The 15644-nt window shown below is 32.4% G+C and carries 13 protein-coding genes and 2 pseudogenes; 1 reads left to right on the top strand and 14 read right to left on the bottom strand.

Annotation, left to right across the window (positions count from 1 at the left end):
* The 5 genes from ACXY7N_RS26350 to ACXY7N_RS26370 all read right to left on the bottom strand — a co-directional run bounded on the left by ACXY7N_RS26350 (position 1) and on the right by ACXY7N_RS26370 (position 5160).
* Positions 1-1224, bottom strand: coding sequence for a cysteine desulfurase (locus tag ACXY7N_RS26350; RefSeq protein WP_488592739.1), 1224 nt, complete (start codon positions 1222-1224; stop codon positions 1-3).
* Positions 1225-1226: 2 nt separating this feature from the next.
* The gene (gene hemL / locus ACXY7N_RS26355) at positions 1227-2534 is read right to left on the bottom strand and encodes a glutamate-1-semialdehyde 2,1-aminomutase (RefSeq protein WP_097817285.1); all 1308 of its coding nucleotides are present in this window, start codon (positions 2532-2534) and stop codon (positions 1227-1229) included.
* A 525-nt stretch (positions 2535-3059) separates the two neighbouring features.
* Positions 3060-3635 (bottom strand): replication-relaxation family protein, encoded by a 576-nt coding sequence (locus tag ACXY7N_RS26360; protein ID WP_488592780.1) that lies wholly within the window; start codon positions 3633-3635, stop codon positions 3060-3062.
* A 22-nt stretch (positions 3636-3657) separates the two neighbouring features.
* Positions 3658-4824 (bottom strand): FtsK/SpoIIIE domain-containing protein, encoded by a 1167-nt coding sequence (locus ACXY7N_RS26365; protein WP_237981990.1) that lies wholly within the window; start codon positions 4822-4824, stop codon positions 3658-3660.
* A 15-nt stretch (positions 4825-4839) separates the two neighbouring features.
* Entirely contained in the window at positions 4840-5160 is a 321-nt protein-coding gene (locus ACXY7N_RS26370; protein ID WP_488592740.1) for a hypothetical protein, read from the bottom strand.
* A 293-nt stretch (positions 5161-5453) separates the two neighbouring features.
* Here ACXY7N_RS26370 and ACXY7N_RS26375 point away from each other — a divergent pair, with 293 nt between their 5' ends.
* Positions 5454-5675 (top strand): helix-turn-helix domain-containing protein, encoded by a 222-nt coding sequence (locus tag ACXY7N_RS26375; protein WP_064474032.1) that lies wholly within the window; start codon positions 5454-5456, stop codon positions 5673-5675.
* A gap of 288 nt (positions 5676-5963) precedes the next feature.
* Here the strand turns inward: ACXY7N_RS26375 and ACXY7N_RS26380 are convergent, their stop codons facing one another.
* From ACXY7N_RS26380 to ACXY7N_RS26420, 9 genes and pseudogenes are all read right to left on the bottom strand, one after another.
* Positions 5964-7946, bottom strand: coding sequence for a methyl-accepting chemotaxis protein (locus ACXY7N_RS26380; protein WP_488592741.1), 1983 nt, complete (start codon positions 7944-7946; stop codon positions 5964-5966).
* A gap of 889 nt (positions 7947-8835) precedes the next feature.
* A complete protein-coding gene (locus ACXY7N_RS26385) occupies positions 8836-9342 on the bottom strand; it encodes a GNAT family N-acetyltransferase (RefSeq protein WP_488592742.1) in 507 nt (168 codons plus the stop codon).
* A gap of 250 nt (positions 9343-9592) precedes the next feature.
* Positions 9593-9845 (bottom strand): annotated as a pseudogene (locus ACXY7N_RS26390) (ABC transporter ATP-binding protein); the annotation flags it as partial.
* Between the two features lie 251 nt (positions 9846-10096).
* Positions 10097-10375 (bottom strand): annotated as a pseudogene (locus tag ACXY7N_RS26395) (Rpn family recombination-promoting nuclease/putative transposase); the annotation flags it as partial.
* Positions 10376-10862: 487 nt separating this feature from the next.
* Positions 10863-12221 carry a hypothetical protein gene (locus tag ACXY7N_RS26400; RefSeq protein ID WP_488592743.1) on the bottom strand — a complete coding sequence of 453 codons (1359 nt, stop codon included), beginning with the start codon at positions 12219-12221 and terminating at the stop codon, positions 10863-10865.
* Between the two features lie 208 nt (positions 12222-12429).
* Positions 12430-12798 (bottom strand): hypothetical protein, encoded by a 369-nt coding sequence (locus ACXY7N_RS26405; RefSeq protein ID WP_488592744.1) that lies wholly within the window; start codon positions 12796-12798, stop codon positions 12430-12432.
* Between the two features lie 79 nt (positions 12799-12877).
* Positions 12878-13165, bottom strand: a complete 288-nt coding sequence (locus ACXY7N_RS26410) for a hypothetical protein (protein ID WP_488592745.1) — start codon at positions 13163-13165, stop codon at positions 12878-12880.
* A gap of 92 nt (positions 13166-13257) precedes the next feature.
* Positions 13258-13527, bottom strand: coding sequence for a hypothetical protein (locus ACXY7N_RS26415; protein WP_073536248.1), 270 nt, complete (start codon positions 13525-13527; stop codon positions 13258-13260).
* 93 nt (positions 13528-13620) lie between these two features.
* On the bottom strand, positions 13621-15630 hold the full coding sequence (locus ACXY7N_RS26420) for a competence protein CoiA family protein (protein WP_488592746.1): 2010 nt from the start codon (positions 15628-15630) through the stop codon (positions 13621-13623).
* Between the last annotated feature and the right edge of the window lie 14 nt (positions 15631-15644).

Here is a 15644-nt window from a genome sequence, read left to right on the forward strand (position 1 = left end):
TTAACCCCTCACCTTGAAGAATTCTCTTGCTTTATGAAGTGCGAATATGAATCGATTGATCTCCTCTTCTGTGTTGTACAAATAAAAACTCGCACGTGCCGTAGAGCTGGCACACAGATGTTCCATGAGCGGCTGACAACAATGCTGTCCAGCACGTATGGCTACTCCATATGTATCCAAAACAGTAGCAATATCATGCGGGTGAATATTCTCCACTTGAAACGTCACCAGTCCCAAACGCTCTTTTTCTGGACCAACTATTGTTAAATCTTCAATCTGCTTCATTTGCTCTACTGCATAGCCAGTTAAAAGCTTGTCATGCCTTGCAATATTTTCTATTCCGACTTGTTCAAGAAAGTCTATCGCCACTCCTAAACCGATAGCCCCAGCAATAATTGGTGTACCCCCTTCAAATTTCCAAGGGGATTCCTTCCACGTTGAATCATATAAATTAACATGATCAATCATTTCGCCCCCAAATTCAATTGGCTCCATCTTCTCAAGGAGTGATATTTTTCCGTATAGAGCACCAATTCCCGTCGGCCCGCACATTTTATGCCCTGAAAATGCATAGAAATCACAACCCAAATCCTGAACATCCACTTTTATATGAGGAACACTTTGCGCTCCATCCACTAAAATGACAGCTCCATGCTTATGTGCGATGGATGCCATTTTCTTCACCGGGTTAGTAATGCCTAGTACATTGGATATGTGTGATACGGCAACTATCTTTGTCCGTTTTGTGATTGTATTCTCCACATCTTCTATTGTAAACGTCCCGTCTGGTTGCAGTGGAATATATTTCAATACAGCTCCGGTGCATTTTGCTACTTGCTGCCAGGGAATTATATTACTGTGATGCTCCATTGCAGAAATAACAATTTCGTCCCCGTTTTTACATACCGATCGTGCATAACTGCTTGCTACTAGATTAATTGCTGCTGTGGCACCTCGAGTGAATATTATTTCTTTTTCTGATTTTGCGTGAAGAAAACGAGCTACCTTAAACCGTGCTCCTTCATAAGCATCCGTTGCTCGTGAACTCAGTGAATGAACCCCACGATGGACATTTGCATTATCCCACTCATAGTAGTGTTTTAGTGCCTCAATTACCTGAATTGGTTTTTGTGCTGAAGCAGCATTATCTAAATATACTAGGTGATGTCCATTAATTTGCTGATTTAGAATCGGAAAAAGCTTACGTATTTCTGAAAAATTCATAATTACTCCCCCAATCCTTTACTTATCATACTTAATACTCGATAATGAGCCTCAATTGTTGTTTCAATTACCTCATCCGAATGAGCATTCGATATAAACATGGCTTCATAGGGCGTAGGAGCTATTAAAACACCATGATTCAACATAGCCGCATAATATTTTTTAAATAAACGCATATTTGAAAGTTGAGCAGTTTCATAATTCACAACCTCATGTTCTGTAAAATAAAAGCAAAGCATTGAACCCACTCTATTTACTTTCAATGGAATACCAGTCAGTTTGGCATTTTGTATAAAGCCTTCAGCTAATCTAGCACCTTTTCTTTCTAGTTTTTCATAGATTCCATGCTGAGATAATAATTGCAAAGTTGCATACCCGGCTGCCATGGCGACCGGATTTCCAGATAATGTTCCAGCTTGATAAATCGATCCAGAAGGGGCCATTTGTTCCATAATTTCTCGCTTTCCGCCATAAGCGCCTACTGGGAGCCCTCCCCCAATTACTTTTCCTAGACATGTAAGATCTGGCTTAATTCCGTATAAGCCTTGCGCTCCATAATAGCCTACACGGAAACCAGTTACCACTTCATCAAAAATGAGCAGACTTCCGTAGCGTTCAGTAATCTCACGCAACCCATGAAGAAATCCGGGCAATGGTGGTATGACCCCCATATTTCCTGCTATCGGCTCAACAATAACAGCAGCAATCTGCTCACCAAATTTTTCAAATACAAAACGAATACTATCTATACTGTTATAAGGTACTGTAATGGTATTGGAAGCAACACTTTTCGGGACTCCTGGACTGTCAGGTAAACCCAATGTTGCCACACCAGATCCGGATTTGATTAAAAAGGGATCCGCATGTCCGTGATAGCCTCCTTGAAATTTCACGATTTTTTGCCGCTTCGTATATCCTCTTGCTAAACGTATGGCACTCATGGTAGCTTCTGTACCAGAATTGACCATACGTATCATTTCAATAGATGGAATACTTCTACATATTAACTCCGCCATTTTTGTTTCAGCTTCTGTTGGTAAGCCAAAACTTGTTCCCTGACTTGCTGCCTCCTGTATAGCTTTAACAACTTCCGGGTGAGCATGCCCTAATATGAGTGGACCCCATGAACCAATATAATCAATAAATTCATTCCCATCGATATCAAATACGTGTGCACCTTGCCCATTTTTAGCAAAGATAGGTGCTAGATTTACGCATGAAAATGCGCGAACCGGACTATTAACTCCGCCAGGCATAATTCTTTTAGCTTTATTGAACGCTATTTCAGAATTTGTGTCTTTCCTTATCATGTGCAATTTTTATCCCCTCCTTTTCAACGACTAATACGTCGCCATACATAAAAAAATATGAGATTATACTCTACAAATTCCCTGCTACTCTATCTTTCATTCATCCTCTTATCCGAAAGCTTATTTATAACCATTTTTGTATAAATCAGCAATCTATTTACCTTCCACTAAATGGAAAGAAACCTTTTTTCGCTTTGCATGTTCTACTAGCTTTGTATACAATAGTGTGCCTTTATCGTTCATAATGAATCCCAATTCCTTTCCGATAGTATTTTGTATTCCAACTTAGTTTAAAATGCAGTGATTCATAGTTCAATATAATAATAAATATAGTTTCAATAGGAATTACCTATTATAATAAAATTAAAATGAAGATTTACTTTCCTAAATTTGTGATTCATATCCAAACAGGAATTATCGTTATCAATTTGAAGGGAGACTATATCTGCTTTGCTGTAATAGAGCATCATACATTGCTTAATAGATTATTGAAAAGAAAAAAGCTCTGCACTTTGCAGGCTTTCTTTATGATTTAATTATTAAGTTATTCATAAAATCCCCTATAGAATTCGCCTGGAATATACGGAAATAAGAAGATTGAACGTCGTAATGTTTGTCAGTAATGATTAGGATTGAAGGGAAAAATTTAGAAGCTTTCGGTTGCCAAGATTCATTGTGCCATTCTTGACTATGGAAGTATAACTCGTATCTATTTATCTTATCTTGCATTATTTTTTTACTGTATACTGACTTTTGAAATTCAATAAAAAATGGGGATCTACGCCATATTGTAAAGGCATCTGGCTCCATATACTCTTTCCCATACTTAGGTTCCACTTTGAATAGTTTAGGATTCTCGTAGTAGACAAGTTGTTTGTATACGTCCACAATACCAAGGAAATGAGGAATTTTTTGACTCGTTTTTTTGATAGAACTTGGTTGTGGAAAATAAATGTATGGGTGCTGTAATACGTTTGCATCAACATAACCATCTCTCCTTAATCGTTTCATAACCGTATTACAACAAGTTACTGCATTCTTTAAACCCTGAAAATGCAAGTCAATAATATCATCACGGGACATGCATCTAAATCGCTTCAAATCATTTAAAATTCCTTTATCTCTACTCCTCATCATCTAACACCCCAAACAAAGGAATTTCTTTTTTTAGAGGAATTTGGAGCATTTTCTCTTCTTTAGACATGCGATAGGGTTCAACAATTTGTTTCGCATTACTTAATTCCAAATAAGGTGCTTGCACTTTCTTTAATCCATTTCGTTTTAATATCATTTGGCCCGATTGCTCTAAATGCTCTGAACCAGGAGTACCCATGATATTACTATTAATCGCACTATCGCATTTAAAACCAATTCTTACGGTCATATTGAGTTTTAACTTGCCATCCAACACCTTTGCATCCGGCCTCTGCATACTAAGCATAAGAAAGACCCCAAGTGATCGGCCGACTGCTGAAATTTTTTCGATTGTAGTCATACATTCTTTTTCATCTTTAAGCATCGCCACTTCATCAATAGCAAGTAAAATATATGGTTTTTGATTATCAGGATTCAATTTGTTGTACGCATCAATATGATCAACCTCAAACTGTTCCATGAGTTTTCTTCGTTCTCTGATTTCCTTCCACACCTTTTGAAGCATAATTTTCATTTCGATTTCTTCCATACAAACGTCTTTTACATGCTTCACTCTTCGCAAAAAATGAAATTCAGAGTTTTTTAGATCCCCAAGATACAAATGCAACTTATCAGGTGACATATATTGAATGAAAGTGGATAGTACAACACGCACCATACTACTTTTCCCGCTTCCCGTTTCCCCCGCAATTAATAAGTGTGGTGTATTGGAATCAAGCATATCGTATGTAATCATTTTCCCAAATTGATCCCGGCCAACCACAACAGGAAGACGATACTCCTTTAATAATGAATGCCACTCTTTATAACAGTACTTATAAGGTTTTAGTCCAGAATTTGAATGGAATACATGTAGTACAAATTTTTTCACATCCCCTTCAATCGTAATATTCCGTCCTAATATTTGTTGAAAACAAAACCACTTCTTTTCAATCTTTTGTGGATCTAATCCGTTTGGTATCGTAAATACATACCTTACACTTTCTGTTGAAGAAGAAATATTATGTACCTTTGGATAAATAGGCACTTTACCTCCACGTGTTTGATGTTCCGTATATAGTCCTGCTTTTGCAAAAACCTCTTTAAGTCGATTCCTTAACTTTTGTGTATGAAGCCACTCCTTTATAATCCTCATTTACTCCATTCCTCCCTAAAACATACTTACGATGCGAAAAAATGCGTATCCAATCAAGCAAACTCCACCAATTCGCATACCATAATAAATACTTCCACTCACAAACTTTGCTGCAAATATATGTTCATTTTGTACCAAATACTTTTCTAACAAGACTGCCCCAATTAAAACCGTCCCCATTATTCCTAATGCAATATAAGTATTTAACACTTGATCGTTCATATGAAAGAATGCAAAAGGACTTAATGACTTATATTTACGAATTGTATTTTCTTTATCTTTGTATGGCCGATCTATAAACTTACGAAAAAAAATCCTTTCTTTCCTTACTCGCATTTAAATGCCTCCGTTCTCTTTATAAACAGAATAAGAAAACTTATAAAACATAGGGTTGATTCATTTATTACCTTGTTAACATTACTTTGATAGTTAATTTGATATGTACTTTGCCAATACAGAAGCTAATTGATTTGATATCTATCTTGATAATACGTTTGCTAGCAACTTTGATAGCGACCTTGATACATCATATTGCGAACAGCTTGTACATTATTAACACTTTTGTTTAAAAAAATCAGGCTTTGGTAAAAATGTGATTAATAGAGTATCTACGAATAGGAGTGTTCGCAGTGTTTGGCTTAGGAAAACCGTTATCTAAGTTTGGTAAATTTTTAAGAAAGAATGATATTACTCAAACGGAATTAAAGGAATGGAGTGGGGTAAACCAAAATACAATTAGCCGTATCTCCCGTTCGAATCAATTCAAGCCTTCATTAGGGAATGGTCAAAAAATAATTAGGGCCTTAAAAAGAAAAGGATTCGGCGTAGACTTTGAAGATTTTTGGATGTGATAAATCGTTCAATATATACTTCTGTATCAACACTACACTTGAATGAAAGAGATATTCAAAATGAATATCTAATAAAAAAGATCAACTACCATTTAAAGTAGTTGATCTGCATGTGTAAACTCATTGAACTCTAATTGATTAGGCTACCCCCGTAGTTCTTGCGGTTAAAAGCCTTATTTCTTCATTCTTTATAATAAAAAATACATATTATATTTATTTACTACATTATAAGATTTTTAACTTCTACCCTTACATATACTATCTAGAATTCTATCCTAGAATCTTAACTTATATCTTAAATCCACCAATTAATTCTTGAAGCTCTTCGGCCATCTGTGCTAATTGTATTGCTGAAGAATTTATCTCTTCCATAGAAGCATGTTGCTCCTCAGATGAACCGGCTATCGTTTGCATACTTGAAGAATTCTCTTTCACAGCCATAGATATTTGATTAATTGATGTATCGACTTCCATTACATCACTTGTCATTTTATTTGATAATTCCACCATACCATGTACTTTTGACACAATATCATTTGCAGATTTTGAAATCTCATAAAAACTTTGTTTTGTATCATTCGCAACCTGAATCCCCGACTGCACTTCAACTCCTACTTCATTCATAGCTTTTACAGTCTCATGTACATCTGCTTGTATTTCATTAATTAAACTTCCAATTTCCATCGAAGATTCGGATGATTGCTCTGCTAACTTCCTGACTTCATCAGCAACAATTGCAAAGCCACGCCCCTGTTCTCCTGCTCTTGCCGCTTCAATCGCTGCATTCAATGCTAATAAATTTGTTTGTGCAGCAATATTTTGAATTACTTCTAATATACTTCCGATTTGCTGCGATTTCTTATCTAATAATTTAATTACATTATCGGATTGAGAAACAGAATGATGGATAGACTGCATTTGCATTACAGTTTGTTCTACTAATTGTTCGCCCTCGTTAGCTCTTTGCTTTGTATATAAGGATGAAGTCGATACTTCGGAAGCATTATCAGCTACGCATCGAATGTTTCGTGTTACCTCACCAATTAATTTAGCTCCAGACGCAACTTCATTATTTTGAACTTCTGCACTATTCGATATTTCTTCCATTTCTTTTGTGATTTGTTCTGTCGCAACACTTGCTTGCTCTACGCTAGCAGTTAGTTCTTCAGACGAAGCAGCCACATGTCCTGCAGATGTGTTAATTTGAGAAATTATATTACATAACGACTCTGCCATTGTATTGAAACTACCACCTAATTGACCAAGTTCATCCTTTGAACGAATATCTATTTTCTCAGTTAAATCTCCCTGACTAATTCTTTGGGCTGAAATAACTAATTGTCTTAGTGGATTAATAATAGATTTAAGAATGAAGAAAATTACAATTCCACCTAACAACAGTGAAGCCCCTATTATAGTGAGCGTTTTATAAAAAATAGGATTGGCAGCTTCTTCAATTTCTTTAATAGGCATTACACCAGCTATTTTCCAACCTGTTTTTTTGTTTGTTTTAAAGCTTATGTTTCGATCCTCACCATTAAGGCTATAAGTAATTACTCCATCTTCTTTCTTGTATAGTTCATCTGCTAATGATTTCTCTAATTTCTCACCTGGCTTAAGTGTAGGATGAACAACGATAGTCTTATCTTGACTTACTATAGATACAAAGCCTTGTTTTCCTATTTTTATCATTTTAGAAGTTTTTACGATATCATCAATATTCAAATCCATACCAATGACACCACTTTTATCAGCATTTTGCTTTGCAATTGCTATTACCATATTTCCTGTAGCCTTTGATTTATAGGGAGACGAAACAATAATCTCTCCATTAGCTTTTACTGCATCCTTATACCAACTACTTTCTAACGGATTAAATCCTTCTGGTATTTTTCCAACCGGTGCATGAATAAATTGATTATTACTGGATGTAGTATAAATTGTTTCTATCTCTGGATGTAACTGTATATATTGATCAAATTTACTTTGTACATTTTGCAATTGGTCCGCATTATAATCACCTTGTGTAAGGATCTTTGCAAAATGAGTTACATCTACATGTTTATTTTCTAACTCATCGTCAACTATCTTATTTAAAATACTTACATTATCTTTCGCAGTTTGTAGAATTGTTTCATTAAGATCTGTTTTTGCTTTATCATAAGATGATACTCCTACGATAAGACTAGGTATAATTAATATTGAAATAAATGCCATAGACAACTTCGTTTTAAGCTTCATTTGTTCCAATCTTTCTTTTATTTTAAACACTATCAAATTCTTCCTTTCATTCTTACAACTTATATTATTTATTTAATCGTTTGCTCCTTTATTTTTTCTACATTGATTTATGGTATTATTCGAAATGAAATTACAGTTATATCCTTTTACATATATCTCCTTATATAACAATTTAGTTTTTACAAGCAGAGTTTTATCTATCCACCTTTCGAATATGCAATTTTTTTATAGTAAGCAATGTTAAAACTACAAATTATTCTACATTAACAGTAGAAACATAGACTTCATTTAAAAGATGATTTTTAGTTTTGATTGAATCAAAAGTTTAATTTAGATCGATTCACATTAGATGAAATCCTTACCATACTAAATTCCATTTAACTTAACTAAGTGAACTTATTCTTTGAATAACTATACTTAACAGCCTTATCCTTTTAACCACTCTGACCGCTTCGCTTTATTCATTTATCTATTTACTACAGCCACTTTTGTATTATTGGAAACTAAACCATAAATTCTAAATAGGAGAATAAAATAAATTGGAGAACTTCATTGTAACACGTATACATAAGTTTTAAATATTAAAATAAAAAAATATTTTTCATTATCTTATCTTCATGAATTACTTATAATAGATTGCGAACTTTTTTGGACTAGCAGCTATATCAGGTTATTACAAAGATTAGAATGAATAACAGCACTAATCAGTATATATTTTGTGGAAGGAGTTGTTTTGAACTACCCCACTGCTGTAAAGTAACAGTAAAGTTATTTAGTCTTGCCGCAAAAAATACAATAGACATCTGTCTATGTAAATGACAGATGTCTATTAAAGTCGTTTCTGTAGTGCTTACAGAAATCCAAGTATTATTTTAATGATTTTATAGACCAAGCGATTTAAATAATGCGCTCTGAAACACTACTCTTCTTCTAAAATAGCGTAATAATATTCATCCCACCATTGATTTCCATGGGGGATACACTTCCTGAAATAGCCTTCTCTTCTCATTCCAATTCTCTCCATCAATCGATATGATGGGATATTTTGTGGCTGACATGTCGCTATAATTCTATGTAATTTCATTTCCTTAAACCCATATTTCAATATAGCTTGTGCTGCTTCAGAAGCATATCCTTTATTGAAATATTTAGGATTGAATACCCACCCAATCTCATAAGTATGCTCGCCAAAATATTTATGAAAAACAATATGACCAATCAGAGTATCTTCATCTATCAGTATCACAGGAAAGTTCTCAGCATTTTCACCCATATTTTTATTTACAAAGTTTCTTGTATCTTCTTCAGTAAAAACCCCTTCTGGTATGTATTTCATTACATTGCTATCTGATGTATACTCATGAACAGCTTGCCAATCTTTGAACTCAAAATTTCGTATTAGTAATCTTTCCGCTTTTATAAACATTTACTTTTCTCCTCTCAAAAAGTTGTTTCTTTACTTCAAATCTACATTCAACTCTTAAACTAAAAAGAGCCTGTAGGAATCTCTACAAGTTCTTTTTAATTTAAGATGAATATATGTGACAAACAAACTATCTTACAGATTCATCATTAAAACTACAGGAATAGTACTTTGACAAATATATCATATAACAAATATTAACATCTATACTTTTTGAAAATTTTGTTAATTTGGAACGAAAATAGCTTTTCCCTTAAATGTTCTTAATTTCGCTTACTACTAACTTCTTTTTACTTAAATAAACTGCTCGACCTGTTTTTTTTTGCAAATACTTGCGAATGCGTAAGAACAATTACGCATTTACCTTCTTGATGTTCGAGTTCCTGAAACAACTCAATCATTTTATTTGCCGTTAGTTCATCAGCAATAAATAAAACAACATAGCAGGATAGTGCCCTAGCAATTACTGCACGTTGTTGGTCTTCGCGACTTAGTTGAATTATATTAAATGACCGTTTCTGTATATAAAGAATATGTTTACCTTTATTTTGAAAAGCCTCTTCTTTAACGAGTTTTATATATTTTTTGGTAATGCATACTGTAGTACCCAATCAAATAAGTGAAAAATATTACTACGTAATTGATTCGATTTAGGAAAAGCACTGCCGAAACCTTCAGCAATGCTTTTCTATTAGACGTACTATAATAATGAACATTTACTTTCTTTTATTCATGAGTACTGTAGGTTCATATATATTTACTTTAATTTCAAGATAAGTTCTATTTCCTCCACACTCAACTTACTTGCTTTTACAATAGTTTCAAGCGGTACACCTTTTTCATGCATCCCTCGAATCATTTGCATCTTATCTTGCTCAATACCTTTTTCCATACCCTTTTGTTCTGCATGCGCTAGTTCTAGAAGTAATTTCCCTCGAGCTTCATATGCTATTCGGAAAGAAGAATCATGGATCATATTTTCACATTTATTTATCGCCTTCTTTAAATTTGGACCTTGATTTATTACAATCGATTCGCCGTTTATCATCTTTATATCACAATGTAAAGGTGATTACTCATATCTCAATTAATCACGGATATAATGTAAAATTAATTTTGATTATTAATAATGCCTCAAAACTTTCTATGTGATTCCTACTTACTACTCTTTCAATGTAAAGAACAAACTTTCTATTAAATTATGAACTCCCTCCTTTTTTGTTATTTAAGTTTATAACTTGTGCAAAGCAAATTTAAGTAAAAAATGCATAGTCTATAATTAAATATAATTATCATGAGGATAAAAATTTACTTTTCATGTAAAAATACTCGTATGATTATAGATAACATAACGTATGTTAAATTTTATCTTCACCACTTATAAACTAGGGCTTCCATCCTTTTTGAAAACCATCATACTTTTCTTGTACAATGGTTTTTTTATCTTTTGGTAAAAGTGATTTGTGTATCTTTAGAAGAATAACAGAAACAACCTTTATTCCTTAAGTGCCACCATAGAATATTTAATCTTCAAAAAAATTATAGATCGCAAGATTACTTCTATTTTGCAACTCTTCTAATTGAGTTCTTTCTTCCTTATTTAACACCGATTTTATAAAAATAACATGGTTTCTCTGAATATGAGGACTGAATTCAAACTGAATGTCTGTAGAAATAGATTCTAAAACTGATGTTAAATACTTAATTATCTTCTTATTTTCGATTTTAGAATAATTATACCGGAATATTGGACTGTTATTGTGTAGTTTTTGTAATTCATTTAAAAACTCACTATTTTCAATTTCATCTTCAAACAAATAAACTGCCCCGCAGTCTTCTGAATTTAAAATATCATTAAGATATTCTTCTAATGTTTTTTCCAATTTACCTGTTTCAAATCCAATCTGCTTATTGATTTGGAGATACTTATTATCAATTGTACTTAAAATATCATTTCCAAGTACTTCATTAATAGTACGTGAAAATTCATTATAAAGATTAATAATATCTCTTAAACAGCTAAATATAAAATTTGAGTAATCCATATTATAATGTACCATTGTAAAACGAGAACCCTTATTTAAATTAGCTATTAATAATTCAATCAATTTATTTTCATCATTTAAATACGCATTAAAGGCTATTTTATAACCCATTCCCAAACTTTCTATTTGTCGAATTAGCTCACTATAAATCTCACCTTCTATTATAGAATGATAGTTATCTATCGATCGTTTTACATGATCTGTCCCATTATTTTTATAAATCCAAACTTTAGGATTTAATTCATCCAAAGCATCTATTTTATTTATTAAATACTTCTCCATAGTTTTTAATACTAACCTTATATTAACTGCTTCAGCATTATTGAAATCTAAATTTTCGAGTGGATTCATCCCTAAAACATCTTCGATTTGTTCATCCGTTAATTTTTCAAAAAATATATTTTTAATCTTATTTGCACCTATAAAATCTGCCTCTATTTCATCATGAATATTATTAATTTCATCCATGGCCTCTCTAATAGGCTGAGATATTCCCTTGAATTTATCATTAACTACAAAATAATATTTTTTTATTTCCCTTCCATTATCTAACAATCTTTCAAAATCATCGTTCAATTTTTTTTTAGTATAAGCTTCCGTTGCTAATTCTTTTATTGCCCTTGGACCATAACATTGATAATAAACTTTCTCTTTAAAAATGTACCCATCTGTTGATCCGTCTCCTAATTTTCCGTATGCATCGACTGGTAAGAAATCTTCATTTGCATGTTGCATTATCTTACAAAATAAGTTTTCAAACTCTTGACCATCAGAAGAATGTATTTTCAAATCGAACAATAGCTTATTCCATTTTATTTTCAATTTTTTTATATCCATTTTTCTCTCCTACTTTTCACACAATTTATATATACGCAACAAAATATTTACAAAATTGGTATTTGATCCCCTTTGAACCTTAATATATTCCCCTGCATTTTAATTTTTAACATAAATAAAATTAAATCTCAATTTATATTATGTAAATTTATTATTTTACTGTAGAAACTATCATATACTAGTTTCTACAGTAAACAAAATATACTTACTATTTCTTCTGCACCACTTTTAATATATCCATTTCATATTCAAGCTCTTTTGTCTCTAAATTTAAAAAATCCATCTTCATTGTAAGCACTTTACCATCTATATTCCTTTTAGATCCCCATAAACGAACTGCTTTTTTTATTTTACTGTCCTCAAACGTAGCCTGGACTGTTTTCAGTTCCTCTTCCTCTACATATTCACGGGATATCCAACATTCTTTAAACTCTAGGGTTCCTTGTGGCATAGAGAGAACATAACTAAACATCACTTCTTCTAATTCTGGAAAACCAAGCCCCTTCTTCTCAAGACAGATGTATTCAAAATCTAAAACGTTCGTAAAATGATAGATATGCTCTTTTTTAGATTTCACTATAATTCCTCCATAACAATAAAGTTATTAATATTGATTTGAAATATAGTTTGATTAAAAGATGTTACCGATAATAACCTTATTCCGCATTAACAAGTTGACTTTCATCAAAGGGATTCATTATTAATATGTATTTTTTATTACCAAATCTCAGATTCACCTTAAAAGGGCTATTTAAATTAAACATGTATATCTCTGGTTCAAAGTCATGTTTAAATTTATAACGACGAGCCGCATTTTCAATGACTATATACACATACTCAGCAAAACTATCTGGTTCCATACAATCCTCCCATATTTCTTTCCACTTCGTTTTATCGACAACTACTTCATTTTTAAAATCAAGAGATAGAGTACTATACCCCATAAATTTCAACTCCTTCCAATAACTTATCTGATTAAATAAGACTAACTCATTGGCATTACTTATAAATTGATTCTTAAATTAAAGAAAATCCTCTAGTAACGATATTTCAAATCTAAGTTGTCATAACTGTCATAATATGTTCTACCGAAAGCATAATCTTTTTTTGATCCTTTTTTAATAATGTATCCGGTTTCTATAAATGGACTCCTCCTATTTTGACAATGAGCACTACGATGCCCGTCTCCTTGTCCATGAAGATGCCATGTCGCACAATATGGGCACCAAACTGCAAGATTTCCAATTTCATCTCTTTCATAGGCTAATAATACAGGCAATGATCTTTCACTTTTATTTAATCTCATATGTATCCCCCAAATAAATTTAACAATAAATTAATCTATATGTATAAATAAAATTAATCTATATAAGTTCTCGTTCAATTTCATTAATTCTTTTTATAATAACTTAAGTTGAATAAAACCATCATCGTTATCTTTTAAGTTTTCTTTATTATCCTTTTTCTTGCTTTTTTGCTTATTTACAGCTTCAATTTCTTTTTCTTCATGTCTAAGCTTTCTTGACACAAACCATTTTGGTAATCCAGAAGTGAATGTAGGAAAGTATTTTCTTTCGTAGGCAGTACGTTCTTTTTTTGGTATACCTACGTATTCCTCCCAAAACCGATTTCTAAAATCATCGATTTCATTTCCTGTTAAATGAGGTATCTCATCATAATCTTTGTTTAAAAGCTCTTGTTTTCTATATAATTGCTCTTTCTGTAATTGAATGCGTTTTCGTTCTTCTTCCTCTTTCTTTATTTTTTCTTGATTGATACGTAGCTCTTCTTGCTCCCTTTGTATTTTTTCTTTTTTTTGCACTGTATCTAACTTTTGTCCATACTTATCCAAAAGCCCTTTATAAAACATTTTTTCTGAAGTATTATTGGTTACCTGCTCATAATGTTGCTGTAATTCTTCTACAAATTCAATTAAATTTCTACCCTCAATCCATTTTTTATATCTATTTTGTTCCTCAGTAAAATACATTTCATAATCATTCTTGTCACTTAAGAAACTTGTTGGAAATCCCTTAAATAAAGTTTTTACGACTATATACCACTTATGGCACTCTTCTTTTAAATAATTCAACCAAGAATACCAGTTATCAATTGAAGATAAATGAAATTGAACCTTTTCTGTCTCCAAGCGTTCTATTAGAATGCTAAATTCCTTTTTATATTGATTATATAAGTCGCTCATATAATCCTTTGCCATTTGTTCAGCCAATATTTCCTCTTGCCTTCTGCGCTCCTCAGCTTTTTCTTGTTCTATCTCTAGTAATTTGTTAGTATAAGCTATTTTTATTTCTTTTCTTGCTTTTCTCGCTAATTCTATACTATTTAATGCTTCCTCTATCTGTCGGGCTTTATCAAACTCAATAGCAGTATCTACTAAATTCGTAGGACCAGAATCGCTTCTATGAATTTGACCTTTAAATTCTTCATTTAATTGAGTATTCTTTTTCATCCTCGTATCATTTTCACTATGTGGTGCTCGCAATAATTCCGTTTCTAATAATACTGGTACAATATCAGGCTCTGCTATTCGGTTAACCAGAAATATATCATCTTGTGTTGAATGTTCTCGGTTCTCTAACAATGCATCTACCCTTAACTTAGAACTTTCAGGAGTTCTTCGAATTAAAAATACATGTCCATTATGATCAACAGTTACAATAACATGGTATACATCCATAAAATAGTTAAATGCTTTATTATTTTCCCCTGTTATAAAGAAATATTCCTCTTTTAATGGAGAAATATATGTATATTCATAAGAATTTGTTTCTGGATTAAAACTACTTATTCTTGTACCACTATAACTATCCGTGTAGACCTTTTCTCCATTTACTTCTGTTTCCTTAGGTGGAAAGAAACTATCTAGTATTAACACCCATGCAGTTGGTACATTTTCTTCAAAATATATATTTGTTCTCTTCGCAATATTACTAGTCCGAATATTTGACGCCTGTACCTCGATTGCCAGCTTCAGCTCTTCTTTTCCATCAATTGTTTGCAGTACTGCTACGTCGGCACGTGAAATGTCTTTATGTCGTTTCTCTTCTTTTACGATGTAACCAGCCTTACTAAATAATTCATATAAATATTTCTTAGTTCTAGCATGTGCTAATGATTCAAATGAAAAACATTGTTCTTTATCTAAATGAAAAAAATATGGATTTTTATTAACTATCTTAGATCCTTTATTAAACGACATGATGTCTTGGCATATAGGACATTCTGCCTGATATAACGATTTTCTACCTCTTATATACTTAGCTTCCTTATCATTATCTATAACCATAGAATCTAGCTCTATATATCTTTTCTTTTGAAACCCGATTAAGTTACCACTAGGAAATATCTTCTCCCAACCATCAAAATACTCGATATAAGAATACTGCAATTCAATATACACCC

The organism is Bacillus sp. 5w2, from assembly GCF_054353775.1.

Coding starts and splice junctions, on each gene's coding strand:
- ACXY7N_RS26400 (WP_488592743.1), bottom strand. CDS start 12,221: ATGGATATAAAAAAATTGAAAATAAAATGGAATAAGCTATTGTTCGAT.
- ACXY7N_RS26370 (WP_488592740.1), bottom strand. CDS start 5,160: ATGCGAGTAAGGAAAGAAAGGATTTTTTTTCGTAAGTTTATAGATCGG.
- ACXY7N_RS26350 (WP_488592739.1), bottom strand. CDS start 1,224: ATGAATTTTTCAGAAATACGTAAGCTTTTTCCGATTCTAAATCAGCAA.
- ACXY7N_RS26385 (WP_488592742.1), bottom strand. CDS start 9,342: ATGTTTATAAAAGCGGAAAGATTACTAATACGAAATTTTGAGTTCAAA.
- ACXY7N_RS26410 (WP_488592745.1), bottom strand. CDS start 13,165: ATGGGGTATAGTACTCTATCTCTTGATTTTAAAAATGAAGTAGTTGTC.
- hemL (WP_097817285.1), bottom strand. CDS start 2,534: ATGATAAGGAAAGACACAAATTCTGAAATAGCGTTCAATAAAGCTAAA.
- ACXY7N_RS26365 (WP_237981990.1), bottom strand. CDS start 4,824: ATGAGGATTATAAAGGAGTGGCTTCATACACAAAAGTTAAGGAATCGA.
- ACXY7N_RS26415 (WP_073536248.1), bottom strand. CDS start 13,527: ATGAGATTAAATAAAAGTGAAAGATCATTGCCTGTATTATTAGCCTAT.